Here is a 17844-nt window from a genome sequence, read left to right on the forward strand (position 1 = left end):
ACCGCGGTTGTTGCCGCCGCCGCGTTCCTGCTGTTGCTGCCCGCCGCCCTGGTTGCCGCCCTGGTTGCCGCCACCGCGACTGTTCTGGCCGCCTTCGCGGCCGATGTCAGCCATGTGCTGGCGGTCCTGGCTCACTGCTTCGCCGCCCTTGCGGCCGGCTTCGCGTGCTTCTTCCGAGCTGAATTCGTGGGCGTTGCCTGACTCGTGCGCGGCACGTCCACCCTTGGCGGCGATCTCGCGCTGCTTGTCCTCGTCCATCGAAGCGAAACCGCGGTTGCTGGTGCCCTGGTTCTGGTTCTGGTTGGCCATGGAAGTCTCCTTGGGTTCAGCCGCCTCATTGGCGGCAGCGACCATCTTCCAGATCCGGCGCTAGACGGCGGTGGCATGACCGCCAACGTCGTGTCATCCGGAAGGCTCTGATTCCTCATCCGTCCTCCACGAACATCCCTGCACGCGTGCGCACAGTGGCAGACACACGTTCCGCGGCCCAACCGTGCGTCAACGCGATGCGGAAGGTACACGCCACAGTTCGACGCAGCCTCCACACCGGTCTCACCGCGCGTACGATCGGTGTGGCTAAGGTAGAGCGGTCTGCAACAACCGGTGGTGCCATGCCCTTCAGAGCGATTGCCTATGTAAGTGAAGCCTCCCGCAACCTGACGGAACAGCGGCTGCAGCAACTCGTGGCGGAGGCGGTGCAGTTCAACGAGTCCGCCGATGTCACCGGCACATTGCTGTTCGATGGCTCGCGCTTCCTGCAGTACCTGGAAGGCCCGGACGCAGGGGTCAAGGCGGTGTACACGCGCATTCTGGCTGCAAGCAGCCACAGCGGAATCGTCGAACTGAACCGGGGCAGGGTGGGTCGCCGACAGTTTCCGCGCTGGCGAATGCGCAGCGTGCGGGTGGATGAGCTCGCGCTGGGAAAGATCGCCATTTCCGACTGGACCGGCTTCGTGCGCAGCGCCTCGGCGCTGCAGTCGGGCACCAGCGCCCTGGATCGACTACTGTCGGTCTCGCAATCGCAGACGGAAGCAAGCGCGGGTGGCATCATCGAACCAGACGGGCAGCTGGCACGATGAAGGCCACAGCCGCCCCGGTTGCGTCCGGCCCAGCACGCGTCGGTTGTGCGGGATGGTCGCTGCCGCGGGCGGATCAGGAAGCGTTCGGCGCGGGCGACAGCCTACTGCAGCGCTATGCCACTCGCCTGTCGATGGTGGAGATCAACTCTTCCTTCTATCGATCGCACCAGCCCAGGACTTACGCGCGATGGGCGGCGAGCGTGCCGGAGGGCTTCCGGTTCGCGGTGAAACTGCCGCGAGAGATCAGTCATGAGCGTCGGCTGCGCGACCCAATGCAACCGCTCGAGCGGTTCCTTGAAGGCGTGCTGGAGCTGGGTGAAAAGCTCGGTCCGTTGCTGCTGCAGTTGCCGCCGAGCCTGGTGTACGACACGGCCACGGCCAGCGCATTCCTGCGGGGCCTGCGCGCGCGCACCCAGGCCGATGTGGCGTGCGAGCCGCGCCACCCCAGTTGGTTCACGCCGGAAGTGGATGCGCTTCTGAGCGCGCATGGTGTTGCACGGGTAGCCGCAGATCCGGCACGTGTGCCGGCGGCAGCGGTTCCCGGCGGTGATCGTGCGTGGAGCTACTGGCGCTGGCACGGCCAGCCGCAGATCTATCGCAGTGCGTACAGCGAACAGGCCCTGGCGGAACTGGCGCAAGGGCTGCGGCGCGAAGCTGATGCGCAACGGCCGGCCTGGTTCGTACTGGACAATACAGCACTGGGCCATGCCACCGGCAACGCACTGCGCCTGCAGGCGCTGCTGCAGGAGAACGCCCATGCCTGAAGGTCCTTCCATCTTACTGCTGCGCGAAGCCACTAGCCATTTCAAAGGGCACGTGGTCCGCACCGTCTCCGGAAACAGCCGCATCGACCTGTCGCCGCTGCAGGGCCGAAGGGTCAAGGCGGTCCGCAGTTGGGGCAAGCACTTCCTGCTGGAATTCAGCCGCCACACGCTGCGCATCCACCTGATGATGTTCGGCAGCTGGCGCATCGACGAACGGAAGCCAACCCCGGCGCGTGTATCCCTGCTGTTCGACAATGGCGAGCTGAACTTCTATGCGTGTTCCGTGCGGCTGATCGACGAGCCGTTGGACGATGTCTACGATTGGCGCGCGGACGTCATGAACGATGTCTGGGATCCGAAGTTGGCCCGGCGCAAGCTGAAGGCCCTGCCGGACGTCATGGTCTGTGACGCGCTTCTGGACCAAGCGGTCTTTGCCGGCGTGGGCAACATCATCAAGAACGAGGTGCTGTTCCGGATAGGCGTGCATCCCGCCACCCGCTTGGGCGACCTGCCGCCACGCAGGCTTACCGCGCTGATCGAACAGGCGCGCGCCTACAGCTTCGACTTCCTGGAATGGAAGCGGCGCTTCGAACTGAAGAAGCATTGGCAGGTGCACACGAAGAAGGTCTGTCCCCTGTGCGGTGGCCCAATCAGCAAGCTCTACATGGGGACCACGCGGCGGCGCACGTTCTTCTGCCCCAATGATCAGGTGCTCTACGGGCACTGAGGCCGCCGTCCGTGGCAGCCGGGTTCCAAGGCGCGCCGATCAGGCGGCCTGCGCGGCCTTGGCGTTGCCGCCGCCCTTGGCCAGCAGGGTCAGCTTTTCGTCGGTGGCCTTCTCTTCCTCAAGCGTCTCCAGCAGCAGCGGCAGGGCGTCCTTGTAGCCCAGCTGCTTGGCCAGCGCGGCAATGGTCCCGTAGGACGCAATCTCGTAATGCTCGACCTTCTGCGCGCCGCCGATCAGCGCAGCATCCCGCACCGGGCCCTTGTCGATGCTGTCGATCACTTCCTTGCCTTCCTCCACCAGGCCCTCCATCGCCGCGCACTTGATGCGCTTCAGGCGAATGCCCAGGATCTCGACAACCTGGTCGATGCGTTCGATCTGGCCCTGGGTCTCTTCCAGGTGCGTCTCAAACGCCGTGGCCAGATCCGGATTCTCGGCCGCACGGGCCAGGCGTGGGAGGGCCTTGGTCAGCTGCTTCTCGGCGCTGTAGATATCCGAGAGTTCGTGGATGAACAGGTCTTCCGCCGTCTTGATAGCCATACTGGGCTCCGCAGTGAGTGGAGCGATCAGCGTAGGGTCTTCCCGGTTGCGATCAGGCAGGTGCCAGGTGAAGGCGGCATGTGAAGGTCCACGCGAACCGTGCGCGTGCCCTTCACGATGCGGGATCCGCCACTCGAATTGGCGCCGGTGCCGCTAGGCCTTCGCCATGGCTTCACAATGGCATCGCCTCGTGCCCATGTACCGGCCGGTACGGTCACTTCACGCCCGACCACGCGTGGAGACTCCCATGAGCGATGACAAGCAGAAGACCGGTCGCCCGGACCGGGATCGCATCAACGTCAACGAAGATTACGAGCTGCATTACTGGACCACCACGCTGGGCGTGTCCGCCGAGGAACTTCGTGCTGCTGTGGCGGCGGTAGGACCCACCGCCGTTGCTGTCCGCAAGCATCTGGGAAAATAGCGCGGAGTTGCCCATGTCCCTGGTCGAGTACCGCCGCAAGCGCAGTTTTGACAAGACCAAGGAGCCCGAGCCGGGCAAGGCGCTGCCGAAAGGGCAACGCGCCATTTTCGTGGTGCAGCTGCACCATGCCAGCCGGAGGCACTATGACTTCCGCCTTCAGGTAGGGGACGCGCTGAAGAGTTGGGCCGTGCCCAAGGGGCCCAGTTACGACCCGAAGGTCAAGCGCATGGCGGTGGAGGTGGAAGATCATCCTGTCGACTATGCGGCCTTCGAAGGCGAAATCCCCAAAGGCCAGTACGGCGGTGGCCATGTGGCCCAGTTCGACCATGGCGTGTGGGCGACGCAGGGCGACCCGGAAGCGCAGCTCGCCAAGGGCCATCTGCGATTCGAACTGTTCGGCGCCAAACTGAAGGGCGGATGGCATCTGGTCCGCTCCGGGAAGCCGGCGCGCCAGCCGCAGTGGCTGCTGTTCAAGGACGACGACGAATTTGCCAGCGACATCGAGGCAGATGATCTGCTGGCGGATGTCGCTGAAGCGCCCGCGGAGGATCTGAAGCGGGCCGGGTCAGGCAAGAACGCGAAGAAGCGGCTCACCGCGGTACCCGCCAAGCGTACCCGGCGAACGAACTGGGCGAAGAAGGCGCTGGCGCTCAGCAAGGCAAGAAAGGCCGCAGCGCCGTCCGGTCCATTCGAACCGCAGTTGGCCAAGCTGGGAGACGCGCCGCCCCAGGGCGAGCAGTGGGTCCACGAGATCAAGTGGGACGGGTACCGCATCCTCGCCACGGTCGCCAAGGGCAAGGTGCAGCTGTGGTCCCGGAATGCACTGGAATGGACCGGCAAGATCCCCGAGATACGTGACGCAGTGGCGGCGCTGGGCCTGACTTCAGCCGCACTGGACGGTGAGCTCATCGCCGGCGCCGGCACCAAGGAGGACTTCAACCTGCTGCAGGCCACGCTCTCCGGCGAGCGCCAGGGCGTGCTGACGTATGCCCTGTTTGATCTGCTGCATCTTGATGGCGTGGACGTCGCCGATGCGCCGCTCCTGGAGCGCAAGGCCTTGCTGCAGTCCATGCTGGAAGGGCAGGGCAGCCCGTTGGCGTTCAGTTCCCATGTGCAGGGCGATGGCGACGAGGCCTATCGCCTGGCCGGTGAGCAGCATTTCGAAGGCATCATTTCCAAGCGCGCCGACGGCAGCTACCACAGCGGCCGCAGTGATGACTGGCGCAAGACCAAACAGCTGGCCAGCGACGAGTTTGCGGTGGTGGGCTACACCGCACCCAAAGGCAGCCGTGCCGGCTTCGGCGCGCTGCTGCTGGCCCGTCCAGATGCGGAGCACGGCTGGCTTTACGCCGGCCGGGTGGGGTCCGGGTTCTCGGACGAGCTGATCGGCGACATCAGCAAGCGCATCAAGGGCGGTGGCGGCCGCAAGCCAACCGCGTACGTGCCCACCCAGGACACCGATCTGCGCGCTGCTACCTGGTTCGAGCCGCGATTCGTGGTGGAGGTCTTCTACCGCGGGATCGGCGGGCAGAAGCTGTTGCGCCAGGCGTCGCTGAAGGCGGTGCGCGCGGACAAGGATATCGCCAACCTCGCCGATTCCGATCGCGCTGGAACGGCCCTGGCGGCGGCGCGCACACCGGCACCCCCGCGGCCTGCGCGCAAGACCAGGCTGGCACCGGTGGCGGATCGCGCGCCGCCATCGCTGTCCTCGCCGGGCAAGATCCTGTTCCCCGGCGACGGTTACACCAAGCAGGACGTGTGGGACTACTACACGGCAGTGATGGAGCACCTGCTTCCCGAGGTGATTGACCGCCCGCTCTCGATCATCCGATGCCCCAGTGGCGCCACAAAGCCCTGCTTCTTCCAGAAACACCATACGGCCGGGCTGGAGCTGGTCGACGCAGTAAAGCTCAAGGAAGAAAGCGGGGTGAACGCGCATTACCTGGTGGTGCGTGACCCGGCCAGCCTGCTGGAACTGGTGCAGTTCAACGCATTGGAATTCCACCCGTGGGGCAGCCACGCCGAAACGCCCGACAAGGCCGACCGGGTGGTGTTCGATCTGGATCCAGGAACCGGCGTTCCCTTTGCCGAGGTCAGGAAAGCGGCCACCGACATCCGCAAACTGCTGGCGCAGCTGGAACTGGAGTCGTTCCTGCGGGTATCCGGCGGCAAGGGCCTGCACGTGGTCGTGCCGCTCGATCCGGGATGTGATTGGGACCTGACCAAGCGCTTCGCCAGAGGCTTCGCCGAAGCGCTGGCGCAATCCGAGCCCCAGCGGTTCGTGGCAACGGCCACCAAAAGCCTGCGCAACAAGCGGATCTTCGTCGACTACCTGCGCAACGGGCGCGGTGCAACGGCGGTCGCGTCCTACTCGCTGCGGGCCAGGCCGGGGGCGCCGGTGGCGCTGCCGATTGCATGGAGTGATCTGTCAAAACTCAAGCGCGCCGACGGGTTCACGATCAAGGATGTGCCGGCAAAGCTCAAACGACGCCGCAAGGACCCGTGGGCCGGCATCGGGCAAGTGAAACAGAATCTCGCGCGATGGGCGCAGTCAGACCCGTAGCAAACGGCCAGGGCCTCCATGGCCCGCCGGCCACGGAATCTCTCCGCTGCACAGATGGAGGTGCCCGGTGCGCATCACGCAGTACAGCCGGGCCTCCGGGTCCGCACTGGCAGCAATGTAGTCCAGCGCTTCGGCGAGCATGCGCATGAACTGCTGCTCGGGGTAGAACGCCGCCCATTCCGGCAGCATTTCCTCCATTTGCGCGATGATCAGGTCGAGCTCCAGGTGCGTGCTCACTGCGGGTTCCTCCTTCCGGGCAAGCTGGCAACCGCACCGCAAGGAGGGTGTTGTGGGCCGCACAGCGGACGCAGGCGTGCCGTCTACGCGACGTTCACCACCCCCTGTTCGGCATCGCTACGGCTACGCGTGTGAGGATTTTCTGCACGGACGCACCACGGCTGTTTCACCCCCGGCGGCGTATCAGGGAAGGCTTCCAGCTGACTCTGCAAGGGTGCATTTCATGACCGACCCGTTACCGCGCGCCAGCCTATGGTCCCGTGACAGCGATTCGAACAGCTTTCGCCCACTTGCCGGAACCACGCGGGCGGACGTGCTGGTGGTTGGCGCCGGCATGACCGGCCTGTTGACAGCGGCCCGCCTGGCCGATGCCGGGCTGGATGTGCTGGTGGTCGATGCAGGGCCCATCGGCGGGCGCAATACGGTGATGTCCACGGGCAATCTTTACGCGCCCGTCTCCCGGCTGGCAGAACTGGTCTCGCGCTGGGGCGGCGACACGGCCAGTCGTATCGTGCAGTGGCGGCAGCAGGCGCTGCGCGCCATGGAAACGCTGGTTCATCGCTACGATCTGCGTTGCGGCTTCGAACGCGTGGCCATGCAGTACGGCATGCAGGAGCGCACGCGTGAGGTCACGACGCGATTCGAGCGTGAACTGCAGGCCTATCAGCGCGTCGGCCTGCAGTGCGAACACCAGCAGTCCGGGCTGCCATTCGCATTGGGCCACGCGTTCCGTGTTCCCGATCAGGCGCAGTTGGATCCGTCGGCCTTCTGCAGGGAGCTGGCGCGACACCTAGTGGGCCGGGTGCGCATCCACGACTGGACCCGGATCAACAGCATCGAGGCATCAGCAGGCGTTGCCACCGCCCTTGGCGGCCGCATCCATGCCAGGCACTTCGTGCTCGCCACCCACTCGCCAGCAGGGTTCAACCTGGTGCAGGCCGAGATGGAGGTGTACCGCGAGTACGGCGTGGCGGTACCGGTTGCCAATCCTCCAGCGGCAGGTATTCATTGGATCGCCGATCGGCACCGTTCGCTGCGCGGGGTGCGCGGTACTGATGGCCGCGACTGGCTGGTGCTGGTCGGCGAGACACATCGCACCGGCGAAACCCCGGTGATGGATCCGGCACAGCATCTGGTCGCCGACGCGCGTCGCAACTTCACCGTGCAGGGCGAACCGCTGTGCTGGTCGGCGCAGCAGTTCCGTGCAGCCGACCAGTTGCCCTACATCGGCAGCAGCGCGCACGACAATGTGTGGGTCGCCACCGGCTATGGTCCCGATGGCTTGACCTGGGCGGGCGTGGCCGCTCGTGCGATCACCGAGGGAATCATGGGCACGACCAGCGAGATCGAGAAGCTGCTAAGCCCCATGCGCTTCACGCCAGTGCGCTCGGCGGCCGGCTGGGCCCGTACCAATGGCACGGTTGCACGGCACATGGTGGGAGATCGCCTTGGTGCTGCGCCGTCGCACTCACCCAGCGAGTTAAGCCGTGGCTGTGGCGCACTGCTGGACGTGGATGGAAAGCGGACCGCCGTCTACCGCGATGAGCACGGCCAGCTGCACGCGATGTCGGCGCTGTGCCCACACCTCAAGTGCGTTGTCCAATGGAATGGCCATGAACGCACATGGGATTGCCCATGCCACGGCAGCCGCTTTTCCGCCACCGGGGCGCTGCTGGAAGGCCCCGCCCGGCAGGGCCTCACGCCAGAACCGCTGCAGGCGGAGCAGCCGCTGCAGCGGTGACCCTCAGGCTTCGGCGGCCGCATCCGCCTCGCAGGGCATGCAGCGTTCCTTCTTGGACTTGATGTCTGCAGCGGTCTTCGCCAGTGCCTCGTAACGCTGGCGAATCTCTTCAAGGTGCGCCGGCTCCATCGACTCCAGGTTCAACAACTCCTGGTTGGCGTCCTTGCTGACCCGGATCAGTTCATCCAGCTTGATGTGCAGCGCGGCCGTATCGGCATTCTGCGTATGCTGGATCAGGAACACCATCAGGAAGGTCACGATGGTCGTTCCCGTGTTCACCACCAGCTGCCACGTATCATTGAAGTGGAAGGCCGGCCCGCTGGCGGCCCAGGTGATGATCACCCCCAGCGCCGCGACGAATGCGCCCAGGCTGCCGGACAATCGTGCCGTCGCGGCCGCGACCCGGGCGAAGCCGCGCCGGATCACTCGTCACCTCCCGCGGCCTCCTCATCCGTTCGACGATCTGGCAGCCTGACCCGCTCACCCAGGCGCTTGGCCTGCTCTTCCGGCGTTGGCGCGGCGACGAAGGGGGAGATCGGATCACTGGCAGGGAAGGTTTCCTGCAGCGCTTCGTCATGATTGCGGTGGTTGTGCAGCTTTGCCTGCAGCGGGCTGACAGGATCGGGGCGCTGCGCTTCCGCGTCCGGGTGGGGGAGGTCTTTCTGATCGCGTTGCATGGTGAATCTCCAGGTTGATCACCACCCCTCAGGTGGCGGGCCCAGCATAGGAGTGCGCTGTGAGCGGCCCCATCAAGGGCGGGGCAACGTGGCGTCAAACCTTCAGGCAACACGCGTTAACAATCAGCAGGGTGGAGGAGCCCGGCGTCGGCCGCGGCGGCGCCACGCCATCACCTGGCCCACCACCGCCGTCAACAGCAGCATCGCATTGGTCACCACGAAGACCACGCTCCCCAGCATCGCGCTGTACACCGTGAACAGCGCAGAAGCGGTCATCTGGCCCGCGAACAACCACCTGGATACGGCTTCCGGGTGGGACGACTGCCACTGCTTCACCATCTGCCGGATCAGGGTTGCCATCAGCACCGCCGTGGCGGCCCAGCCAAGTACGTCGGGGTGCATGAGGGCCTCCGATGTGTGGGCACCCCACGCTAGCCCCTGGCTGGGCAACGCCGTACGAAGGGGAGGTGAAGACAACATCCCGCCTCCGGCGCCCTCGCGCCATTCACTCCGCAGCGGCGACAATGGCCCCGCGGGCGCACCATGCGCGATCCGCCCACCGATTGCAGGAATGCTGAGATGTCCAACACCCCCTTTGGCGAGTCGTCATGTGCTGCCGCAGCAAGCGGCCGCATCGAGGTCCGCGGTGCGCGCGAGCACAACCTGAACAATGTCGATGTCTCCATTCCACGCAATGCGCTGGTGGTGTTCTCCGGCGTGTCGGGGTCCGGCAAGTCCTCGTTGGCCTTCGGCACGGTCTTCGCCGAGGCGCAGCGTCGCTATTTCGAATCCGTCGCGCCCTACGCACGCCGGCTGATCGACCAGGCTGGCGTGCCCGATGTGGATGCCATCGACGGGCTGCCACCGGCGGTCGCCCTGCAGCAGCAGCGCGGTGCCAGCAATGCACGCTCATCGGTGGGCAGCGTGACCACCCTGTCCAGCCTGGTGCGCATGATGTACTCGCGGGCGGGAGCCTACCCGGCCCACCAGCCCATGCTGTACGCCGAAGACTTCTCGCCCAACACCCCACAGGGTGCCTGCAGCACCTGCCACGGCCTGGGGCACGTCTATGAGGTGACCGAAGCGCTGATGGTGCCGGACCCATCGCTGAGCATCCGCGAGCGCGCCATCGCCTCCTGGCCACCGGCATGGCATGGCCAGAACCTGCGCGACATTCTGGTCACACTGGGCTACGACATCGATGTGCCGTGGAAGAAGCTCCCGAAGAAGGACCGCGACTGGATCCTGTTCACTGAGGAAACCCCGACCGTGCCGGTCTATGCCGGCTTCACGCCCGCCGAGACCCGCGCCGCGCTCAAGCGCAAGCTGGAGCCCAGCTACATGGGCACGTACACCGGCGCACGCCGCTACGTGCTGCACACCTTTGCCAACACCCAGAGCGCGCTGATGCGCAAGCGTGTGTCGCGCTACATGGAAGGCAGGCTGTGCCCCGCCTGCAACGGAAAGCGCCTGAAACCGGAAGCGCTCTCGGTCACCTTCGCCGGCGTGGACATCGGCGAGTTCCTGCGGCTGCCGCTGGACCAGCTGGCGGCGTTGCTCGAGCCCATCGCGCAGGGCGACTTCAGTGCGCACAGCCACGGCGCGCGTACCAGCAGGCGTGCAACGCCCCGCGATCGCGCCAAGCGGGCAGCAAGTGGCCGCGCGACCCACGAAGGCGCCCCCGACGTGCGCCTGACCTCAGCCTTGTCTGAGGAAAAGCGCCTGGCGGCACAACGCCTGGCGGGTGGGGTCATGGCGCGGGTGGGGCAACTGCGCGCGCTCGGCCTGGGCTATCTCTCGCTGGATCGCGCCACGCCCACGCTTTCGGCCGGCGAGCTGCAGCGCCTGCGGTTGGCCACCCAGCTCAGCTCGTTGCTGTTCGGCGTGCTGTACGTGCTGGATGAACCCTCGGCCGGCCTGCATCCGGCCGACAGCCAGGCGCTGTACGACGCGCTGGAACGGCTGCGCGACGGCGGTAACTCGGTGTTTGTCGTTGAACATGATCTGGAGCTGATACGCCGCGCGCAGTGGCTGGTGGATGTGGGCCCGCAGGCAGGAGAGCATGGCGGACGCGTTCTCTACAGTGGCGAGCCCGATGGCCTGCGCAACGTTCAGGATTCGCGCACGGCGCAGTACCTGTTCGACCGGGTGCCCGCGCCGGCCAGCCGGCAGCGCAGTGCCAACAGCTGGCTGGCGCTGAAAGGCATCCATCGCCACAACCTGCACGGTGTGGATGCGCAGGTGCCGTTGGGATTGCTGACTGCAGTGACCGGCATTTCCGGATCGGGCAAATCCAGCCTGATGGCGCAGGCGCTGCCAGAGCTGATACTGCTGCACCTGGGGCACGAGACGGTAGATGACAGCGCCGACAGCGCGCCCACGGATGGACCCACCGTGATCGAAGCCACGCGCGGCCAGCTGGCCGGCGACGTGGACGCCATCCAGCGCGTGGTGCAGGTGGACCAGAAGCCCATCGGCCGCACGCCACGCTCCAACCTGGCTACGTACACGGGCCTGTTCGACCACGTGCGCAAGCTGTTCGCCGCGACACCCGACGCGCGCCGCCGCCGATTCGATGCGGGCCGCTTTTCGTTCAACGTGGCCAAGGGCCGGTGCGAGACCTGCGAAGGCGAGGGTTTCGTCAGCGTCGAACTGCTGTTCATGCCCAGCGTCTATGCGCCGTGCCCCACCTGCCATGGCGCCCGCTACAACGAAGCCACGCTGAAGGTGCAGTGGAACGGCCGCAACATCGCCGAGGTGCTGCAGATGACGGTGGACCAGGCCCATGGCTTCTTCGCCGAGGAAGAGGCCATCGCCCGCCCGCTGCAGTTGCTGCAGGAGATCGGCCTGGGCTACCTGCGGCTGGGCCAGCCGGCCACGGAGCTTTCAGGGGGTGAGGCGCAACGCATCAAGCTGGCCACAGAGCTGCAGCGCAGCCAGCGCGGGCGCACGCTGTACGTGCTGGACGAGCCCACCACCGGCCTGCATGCATCAGACGCTGACAGGCTGCTGGTGCAGCTTCAGCGGCTGGTGGACGCAGGCAACACGGTAGTGATGATCGAGCACGACATGCGTTCTGTCGCACAGGCGGACTGGGTGATTGATGTCGGGCCTGGCGCAGGCAGCGCGGGCGGCACCATCGTGGCGAAGGGAACACCACAGCAGGTCGCCCGCGCCAAGGGCAGCAGGACCGCGCCGTTCCTTGCGCGCGAGCTGGCTCCACTGTAGAGCCGAGCCATGCTCGGCTAGCGCTCTCCAATACACAGCGCCACATCACCACAATCAGACACCTTGTCAGTGAGCATCTGCGGCACCCGATCCATCCGGCACATCAGCCAGCACCTGTGAGCCTATGGGCAATCAGGACATCCACTGCAGTGCAGGTTGTACTCAACTGGATCGGCAGTGATTCCTGATGCGTCTTTCAGCGTGACCCGCTCCCTCCAGGTGAGAGGCGGCGGTGGGATGACGGGAGGCGGGTAGAGCACGATGGGATAGAAGCAGGTCCATGTGTAGCTGAGCGGGGAGGGCATCTTGTCCGGCAACGTTTCCGTCGCGGGTTCGCAGGGCCCGCTCGGACACACGGGGCGCTCCAGTGTCAACTCTATTGGGAACTTGGGAACCCCCTTGTACGCAACCGGAACGGAAAATGGCCTGAAATAATTCTCTGTACGATCTGCGATGCCGGTAATTTTGAAGGCCTCCGTCAATACGGAAACGCCAAGCACTGAAACCCGCTCGATGGGCATGTAGAACAGGTCATTCTCAAATCCCGTGTCTTCACCGCCCCTGCCGTGAATAACGCCGACCGCCGCATTGTTCGAAAAGACCGGCCCACCGCTGTCACCTTCGACGCTGAGAGGGCCTGGGGAAAGGTTGCGCGCACGGATGTACCTGCCAATGGCTCCATTATGATTGGACCTTGAGTTCATATCTTCAATGGTCCCGCATGCGTAGTGGCCATGAATTCCACTCTTGCAGATCACATCCCCCACATGCATCGAACTGGAGGGGAGCGTGCTGGTTATTTCGAGCGTCTGCGACGGGCCATTGATCAGGGTGATTTCATTTTTCTGTGCGTGGCGTGGGCCTCTGGGCGGCTCCTTGTGCCACTGGACATCGTAGTCGCCTACGTTCTGCTCGCTCTGGAAAACGAGAGGCGCGGTAATGCCCTGATAGGTCAACGTATTGTCACAGTGACCGGCCGTGAGGACGCCGAGCTCGCGATCTGCGTCGAAGACGTTGAAGCCCGTGGTGCAATTGAAAGCAGTACCGGTCAGCTTATGGCCGCCGGAGATGGCGGTAGTGATCGTAAAGCCTTTCACTTGCTTGATCGATATGAAATCAACAGCGCCCAGCAGCGGCCGGAGTGCACGCCTAGCGGCCGCCTCATCCCTCACGTAAAAGGTCACAATGGACCGCTTGATATCGACTCCCGACTCGAACCCAACCTTCTTTGCGAGAAGCTGGGCCTCCGCCTCGGCCTGGGTCGCCAAGAGCATCTCGAACGATTGAGAGGACGTGCGGCCGGTAAAAACAGGATCCTGCGTGTACTTTGCCAGGGTCTCTCTCGGCTTCTTTGTGAACAGCACTACGATTTTGAATTCTGGCTTGTGCTCAACGTACAAGCCACCAAACGTGTCCGGCTCAGACGTCTGAATCCTGGCTTCCAGCGCTGCCGCAGAGATCGATTTCATCGATCTGTATTTTGCTTCGGCCTCAGATACATTGAAAGTTCGCGAGTAGGTGTGTGCCGTGGGGTTGCCAGTTATCGGCTGGCCATGCAGGGAGAACGCGAGCGCACCGAGGGCGGACAGTGCCAGGGCGCGAATGGATTTCGTGCGCAGATGGATCATGGCTGCTCCTTTGCCTGACGCATCAAGTGAATCGTCATGAGTGGGCCCGTGCAGCCGGCCGGGATGCTCGCAGCGAGACTCGAACGGAGCAGTTCGCTGCCATGCCCCCCTCCGAATGGTGCAACGAGCCCGAATTCCATTATTCCGCCAGATCGTACGTCCTGCACCCCTATGGGAGCACCTCCTTTCATGGCCAGCGTGTAGCCATGTGGCCATGCTGCAAGATATGCCGTGCCACCTGGGTCCACGAAGTAGACACAACCATTGATTGGTTTCAGCACCCCCCTGAGCAGTCCCGTTGCAAGGACCCTGCTTTGGGCAGGCGAGAGCGTGACAAGTACCAGTGCTCGGGCATCCTTGGCGCTTGCCGACGGGGCCGCGGATGCGCCGCAGGTAGCCATCAGAAAAAGTAGAGCCGAAAGCATTGCTGAAGAGCTGCCAGAGACCATGCACATCCCCCACCTCCATGTCACAACCGGTAGTTGCACCGCCTGGAATCAAATCGCAGTATCAGCAATTAAGTTGCAGCGGATCTGAAGGTATTGACTTTCCCTGTCATCAACTGTGACCACCTTCACGAACGTGCATTTTCGGGCTGCCCTCTCCATCCCTGTAGCGCGGATTTCTCATGCGAAGCAGGGGTGGGGCATTGCCGGCAGAAACCGAGGTTCTGGCATTACCATTTTCAAGCCCTTGCAGCCGGACCTGGATGAATCCCGCACCTTCCGAATCCGCGCAGGGCTGAGTCTGGCCTGGAACGGGCGCGCGCCAGGGCAGACACTCTGGTATGGGATTGGCTCCGGCGCAGTGCCGGAGCCCCTGCCACTCACTTTTCCTGCAGGAACGTCAGCAGGTTCTGGTTGACCTTGTCCTTGTGGGTGTCGGTCAGGCCATGCGGCGCACCCGGGTAGACAATCAGCCTGGCGCCCTTGATCAGTTTCGCCGACTGGCGGCCTGAGATATCGATCGGCACGATCTGGTCGTCGTCACCGTGGATGACCAGGGTGGGCACATCGAACTTCTTCAGGTCGGCGCGGAAATCGGTGGCCGAAAACGCGGCGATCGAATCGTAGGTGTTCTTGTGGCCGCCCTGCATGCCCTGCGCCCACCACGCATCGATCAGTCCCTGCGACACCTTCGCGCCGGGGCGGTTGAAGCTATAGAACGGGCCCGACGGAATGTCGCGGTACAGCTGCGCGCGGTTCTCCATCTGTGCCTTGCGGATGCCATCGAATACTTCGATCGGCAGGCCGTTGGGGTTGTCGGCGGTCTTCAGCATGAACGGCGGTACCGAGCTGATCAGCACGGCCTTCTTCACCCGCCCGGTGCCATGCCGCCCGATGTAGCGCGCCACTTCGCCGCCACCGGTGGAGAAGCCCACCAGGGTCACATCGTGCAGGTCCAGCGTATTGATCACCGCGGCCAGGTCATCGGCGTAGTGATCCATGTCGTTGCCGTCCCACGGCTGGCTGGAACGGCCGTGGCCGCGACGGTCGTGCGCGATCACGCGGTAGCCATGGTCGGCCAGGAAGATCATCTGCGATTCCCAGCTGTCCGAATTCAACGGCCAGCCATGGCTGAAGGTCACGACCGGGCCGTCCTTCGGGCCCCAGTCCTTGTAGTACAGCTGCACGCCGTCGGCGGTGGTGATGTAGCTGGCGGTGCGCGCGATGGCGGTGACCGGAACCGGCTTGGCCGGTTCGGCGGCCTGCGCGGACAGGCCGGCCTGGACCGAGAGGGCGAGGGCGGCAACCGCCAGCGTACGGGCGAAGGTGTTCATGCGGGAACTCTCATGGGTGGGTGGTGAGACGTACTTTGCGCCTGCAATCAGGAGCCAGGGATATGACAAGTCCGAATTTCTTGATAGATCGTCCTGAGTGCACGGATCCACAGTGGGGTCGACTGGATGATCATCCGAAGCTGCCCGACCTGGGCCTGCGCGCTACCGAACGAGCCAGAGGCGCTTGCAATGGTGGCATTGCAGCCGGTTCCGCATTGCTTCCCGGAACGCAACATGACGTACCCCTTCACGGCGCTACCGCACCTGCGGCGTACTGCCTAGGCTGATCCCACACGGCACCTGCCGTGTTCCGGGCCCATTGCCCGCGCAGTGGCCCGTCTTCCCATGAACTCCGCAGCGCTGGCCTGCCAGGCAACCGTGCCCTGGCGATGTCACTGCCTGCGCCATGGGCAAGCGCCCGGATTCGTTCGCGCCAGCCTTGCATTGCTGCCCGCCAAATGGCTCTTCGTGGAGATCCCTCATGTTCAGTATGGAAAACACCGCCGCGCCCATTGCCCCTGCCCTCGATGAACTGGTGCCCTCGCGCTACGCCCTGAAAGTGGGCGACGTCGAAGTGCTGGTGATCAGCGATGGCGTCCTGCCGTTGCCCACCCAGATGCTCGGCCACAACGTACCGGCGGCCGACCGTGCCGAATGGTTCGAAGAGATGTACCTGCCGCAGGATGCCTTCGACTGGGCATTGAACGTGATGGTGGTGCACAGCGGGGATCGCACCATTCTCATCGATGCCGGCCTGGGCATGGACCCGGACCTGCAGCTGCCGCGCGCCGGCCAGCTGATCCGTCGCCTTGGTGCTGCCGGTATCAACCTGGGCGAAATCACCGATGTGGTGATCACCCACATGCACATGGACCACGTCGGCGGGCTGCTGGTTGAAGGTGTGAAGGAACAGCTGCGCCCGGACCTGAAGATCCACGTGGCCGCAGCGGAGGTGGAGTTCTGGAAGTCGCCGGACTTCAGCCGCACCAACATGCCGCAGGGTTTCCCCGATGCGCTACGCGCCACGGCCAAGCACTTCTGGGCCGAGTACAGCAGCTATGTGCACACCTTCCAGGACGAACAGCAGATCGCCCCTGGCGTGACGGCCCGCCGTACCGGTGGGCATACCCCGGGCCACTGCGTGGTGCGCGTGGCGTCTGCGGAGCACGCCTTGACCTTTGCCGGTGACGCGGTCTTCGCGGTCGGCTTCGACCAGCCGAACTGGCACAACGGTTTTGAGCACGACCCGGAGGAATCCGCACGCGTACGCATCGCTCTGCTGAAGGAACTGGCCGGCACCGGCGAAATGCTGGTGGCTACGCATCTTCCGTTCCCGTCAGTGGGCCGGGTGTCGCTGGAGGGCGAGACGTTCCGCTGGGTGCCGGTGTTCTGGGACTTCTGATCGGATACAGCGCAAGCAGGGGTTTTCGACGGGGCGCATCGGCGCCCCGCTCGAATCCCGCAAGGGCGAGGCCGACAACGGACGCCATCCACACCTGGCGTGGAACTATTGGATGGCGGTAGGGCGAGCCAACCGCTGCAGCTTGTGCGGGTTGCGCTGCACCAGGACCTGCGTGATCCGCTCGCCATCGGTCTCGAAGGCCATCGCCGCCTCCAGAACGCCATCGAAATAGCGCAGCAGTCCCAGCCGTCCGTTGAGCATGGCCGGCACCATCCGCAATTGCGCGCTGCGCCGCAGGTGCGGGGCATACAGCAGCTGGGCAATGCGTGCGCCGCCGAGCATCGGCCCGGGAAAGCTCGTGACGATACCGCCGCCGTCACCCACCAGCTCGGCCGATTCGGCCATCAACGCCTTCATCGTGCGGAAATCTCCACTGGATGCAGCCTCGGCGAAGCGGCGCAGCAGTTTCTGGTGCACGTCCTGCGGGACGTTGTAGCGCGGACGCTCCTGCCTGAGCTGCTGGCGTGCGCGATGCACGATCTGCCGGCAGGCGGCTTCCGTCTTGTCCAGTGTGCGCGCGACCACCGCATAATCCTGATCGAACACATCGTGCAGCAGGAAAGCCGCACGCGCATCCGGGGCCAACCGTTCCAGCACACTGAGGAAAGCGACCGACAGATCGCTGGCGGTTTCCAGCACGTACTCGGGCGTGGCGGTGTCATCGGTCAGCAGCGGCTCGGGCAACCACATGCCCACATAGTGTTCGCGCGCATGCCGGGCCAGGCGCAGGCCATCAATGGCGCGACGGGTGGTGGCCGCCACCAGCCAGGCTTCCGGATTCTCGATCTGTGACTGGTCGGCGCCATGCCAGCGCAGCCAGACATCCTGCACCACGTCTTCGGCTTCGTGCGAAGACCCAAGCATGCGGTAGGCCACGCCGAACAGGCGTGGGCGGAGGCGTGAGAACAGCGCAGTGGATTCGTCCATGCCAGCGTAGACGGGACAGGTCCCCGGATTGTGACACCCGGGAACCTGTCGTTGGTGCCAGCGCCGGACG

General features: G+C 64.8%; 17 protein-coding genes. 8 read left to right on the forward strand and 9 right to left on the reverse strand.

What is annotated here, in order from left to right; translation table 11 throughout:
* The coding region (locus N5C25_RS04850; RefSeq protein WP_279936531.1) for a KGG domain-containing protein at positions 1-309 on the reverse strand (309 nt) is incomplete at its 3' end.
* 302 nt (positions 310-611) lie between these two features.
* Here N5C25_RS04850 and N5C25_RS04855 point away from each other — a divergent pair.
* The 3 genes from N5C25_RS04855 to N5C25_RS04865 are packed head-to-tail and all read left to right on the forward strand — an operon-like array spanning position 612 to position 2570.
* Positions 612-1079 (forward strand): BLUF domain-containing protein, encoded by a 468-nt coding sequence (locus tag N5C25_RS04855; protein ID WP_345781912.1) that lies wholly within the window; start codon positions 612-614, stop codon positions 1077-1079.
* Positions 1076-1843, forward strand: a complete 768-nt coding sequence (locus tag N5C25_RS04860) for a DUF72 domain-containing protein (protein ID WP_262213674.1) — start codon at positions 1076-1078, stop codon at positions 1841-1843. The genes N5C25_RS04855 and N5C25_RS04860 overlap by 4 nt, the downstream gene beginning before the upstream one ends.
* Positions 1836-2570 carry a DNA-formamidopyrimidine glycosylase family protein gene (locus N5C25_RS04865; RefSeq protein ID WP_262213673.1) on the forward strand — a complete coding sequence of 245 codons (735 nt, stop codon included), beginning with the start codon at positions 1836-1838 and terminating at the stop codon, positions 2568-2570. The genes N5C25_RS04860 and N5C25_RS04865 overlap by 8 nt, the downstream gene beginning before the upstream one ends.
* A 39-nt stretch (positions 2571-2609) precedes the next feature.
* Here the strand turns inward: N5C25_RS04865 and N5C25_RS04870 are convergent, their stop codons facing one another.
* Complete coding sequence (locus tag N5C25_RS04870; protein WP_019659711.1) at positions 2610-3107, reverse strand: DUF892 family protein; 498 nt, start codon at positions 3105-3107, stop codon at positions 2610-2612.
* 247 nt (positions 3108-3354) lie between these two features.
* On the opposite strand from N5C25_RS04870, the gene N5C25_RS04875 reads away from it, so the two are divergent.
* Both N5C25_RS04875 and ligD read left to right on the forward strand, forming a co-directional pair.
* The gene (locus N5C25_RS04875; RefSeq protein ID WP_251101843.1) at positions 3355-3531 is read left to right on the forward strand and encodes a DUF3606 domain-containing protein; all 177 of its coding nucleotides are present in this window, start codon (positions 3355-3357) and stop codon (positions 3529-3531) included.
* 13 nt (positions 3532-3544) lie between these two features.
* On the forward strand, positions 3545-6094 hold the full coding sequence (gene ligD / locus N5C25_RS04880) for a DNA ligase D (RefSeq protein WP_279936533.1): 2550 nt from the start codon (positions 3545-3547) through the stop codon (positions 6092-6094).
* Here the strand turns inward: ligD and N5C25_RS04885 are convergent.
* Entirely contained in the window at positions 6083-6331 is a 249-nt protein-coding gene (locus tag N5C25_RS04885) for a hypothetical protein (protein ID WP_279936534.1), read from the reverse strand. The two genes, ligD and N5C25_RS04885, sit on opposite strands and share 12 nt — an antisense overlap.
* Before the next feature lie 223 nt (positions 6332-6554).
* Between N5C25_RS04885 and N5C25_RS04890 the strand changes: the two genes are divergently transcribed.
* Positions 6555-8072, forward strand: a complete 1518-nt coding sequence (locus N5C25_RS04890) for an FAD-dependent oxidoreductase (protein ID WP_345781913.1) — start codon at positions 6555-6557, stop codon at positions 8070-8072.
* Positions 8073-8075: 3 nt separating this feature from the next.
* On the opposite strand, the gene N5C25_RS04895 is transcribed toward N5C25_RS04890, so the two are convergent.
* The 3 genes from N5C25_RS04895 to N5C25_RS04905 form a co-directional block, all read right to left on the reverse strand.
* Positions 8076-8498 (reverse strand): low affinity iron permease family protein, encoded by a 423-nt coding sequence (locus N5C25_RS04895; protein WP_005409684.1) that lies wholly within the window; start codon positions 8496-8498, stop codon positions 8076-8078.
* Positions 8495-8749 (reverse strand): hypothetical protein, encoded by a 255-nt coding sequence (locus tag N5C25_RS04900; protein WP_005409683.1) that lies wholly within the window; start codon positions 8747-8749, stop codon positions 8495-8497. Before N5C25_RS04900 ends, N5C25_RS04895 begins: the two co-directional genes overlap by 4 nt.
* Before the next feature lie 123 nt (positions 8750-8872).
* Positions 8873-9151 carry a hypothetical protein gene (locus N5C25_RS04905; RefSeq protein WP_021202427.1) on the reverse strand — a complete coding sequence of 93 codons (279 nt, stop codon included), beginning with the start codon at positions 9149-9151 and terminating at the stop codon, positions 8873-8875.
* A gap of 177 nt (positions 9152-9328) precedes the next feature.
* Here N5C25_RS04905 and N5C25_RS04910 point away from each other — a divergent pair, with 177 nt between their 5' ends.
* On the forward strand, positions 9329-11977 hold the full coding sequence (locus tag N5C25_RS04910) for an excinuclease ABC subunit UvrA (protein ID WP_279936536.1): 2649 nt from the start codon (positions 9329-9331) through the stop codon (positions 11975-11977).
* A 122-nt stretch (positions 11978-12099) separates the two neighbouring features.
* Here N5C25_RS04910 and N5C25_RS04915 read toward each other — a convergent pair whose 3' ends face one another.
* Positions 12100-13605, reverse strand: a complete 1506-nt coding sequence (locus tag N5C25_RS04915; RefSeq protein ID WP_279936537.1) for a S1 family peptidase — start codon at positions 13603-13605, stop codon at positions 12100-12102.
* A gap of 826 nt (positions 13606-14431) precedes the next feature.
* A complete protein-coding gene (locus N5C25_RS04920) occupies positions 14432-15385 on the reverse strand; it encodes an alpha/beta hydrolase (protein ID WP_251101837.1) in 954 nt (317 codons plus the stop codon).
* A 481-nt stretch (positions 15386-15866) separates the two neighbouring features.
* Here N5C25_RS04920 and N5C25_RS04925 point away from each other — a divergent pair, with 481 nt between their 5' ends.
* Entirely contained in the window at positions 15867-16787 is a 921-nt protein-coding gene (locus tag N5C25_RS04925) for an MBL fold metallo-hydrolase (RefSeq protein ID WP_251101836.1), read from the forward strand.
* A 105-nt stretch (positions 16788-16892) separates the two neighbouring features.
* Here N5C25_RS04925 and N5C25_RS04930 read toward each other — a convergent pair whose 3' ends face one another.
* A complete protein-coding gene (locus N5C25_RS04930; protein WP_058983002.1) occupies positions 16893-17774 on the reverse strand; it encodes an RNA polymerase sigma-70 factor in 882 nt (293 codons plus the stop codon).
* Between the last annotated feature and the right edge of the window lie 70 nt (positions 17775-17844).

This window comes from Stenotrophomonas sp. GD03958 (genome assembly GCF_029839005.1).
Taxonomy (GTDB): Bacteria; Pseudomonadota; Gammaproteobacteria; order Xanthomonadales; family Xanthomonadaceae; genus Stenotrophomonas; species Stenotrophomonas hibiscicola.

Excerpts from the sequence above, each read along its gene's own strand:
- N5C25_RS04915 (WP_279936537.1), bottom strand. The coding sequence starts at position 13,605 with ATGATCCATCTGCGCACGAAATCCATTCGCGCCCTGGCACTGTCCGCC.
- N5C25_RS04925 (WP_251101836.1), top strand. The coding sequence starts at position 15,867 with ATGTTCAGTATGGAAAACACCGCCGCGCCCATTGCCCCTGCCCTCGAT.
- N5C25_RS04910 (WP_279936536.1), top strand. The coding sequence starts at position 9,329 with ATGTCCAACACCCCCTTTGGCGAGTCGTCATGTGCTGCCGCAGCAAGC.
- N5C25_RS04920 (WP_251101837.1), bottom strand. The coding sequence starts at position 15,385 with ATGAACACCTTCGCCCGTACGCTGGCGGTTGCCGCCCTCGCCCTCTCG.
- N5C25_RS04890 (WP_345781913.1), top strand. The coding sequence starts at position 6,555 with ATGACCGACCCGTTACCGCGCGCCAGCCTATGGTCCCGTGACAGCGAT.
- N5C25_RS04875 (WP_251101843.1), top strand. The coding sequence starts at position 3,355 with ATGAGCGATGACAAGCAGAAGACCGGTCGCCCGGACCGGGATCGCATC.
- N5C25_RS04905 (WP_021202427.1), bottom strand. The coding sequence starts at position 9,151 with ATGCACCCCGACGTACTTGGCTGGGCCGCCACGGCGGTGCTGATGGCA.
- ligD (WP_279936533.1), top strand. The coding sequence starts at position 3,545 with ATGTCCCTGGTCGAGTACCGCCGCAAGCGCAGTTTTGACAAGACCAAG.
- N5C25_RS04855 (WP_345781912.1), top strand. The coding sequence starts at position 612 with ATGCCCTTCAGAGCGATTGCCTATGTAAGTGAAGCCTCCCGCAACCTG.
- N5C25_RS04865 (WP_262213673.1), top strand. The coding sequence starts at position 1,836 with ATGCCTGAAGGTCCTTCCATCTTACTGCTGCGCGAAGCCACTAGCCAT.
- N5C25_RS04930 (WP_058983002.1), bottom strand. The coding sequence starts at position 17,774 with ATGGACGAATCCACTGCGCTGTTCTCACGCCTCCGCCCACGCCTGTTC.
- N5C25_RS04870 (WP_019659711.1), bottom strand. The coding sequence starts at position 3,107 with ATGGCTATCAAGACGGCGGAAGACCTGTTCATCCACGAACTCTCGGAT.
- N5C25_RS04860 (WP_262213674.1), top strand. The coding sequence starts at position 1,076 with ATGAAGGCCACAGCCGCCCCGGTTGCGTCCGGCCCAGCACGCGTCGGT.
- N5C25_RS04900 (WP_005409683.1), bottom strand. The coding sequence starts at position 8,749 with ATGCAACGCGATCAGAAAGACCTCCCCCACCCGGACGCGGAAGCGCAG.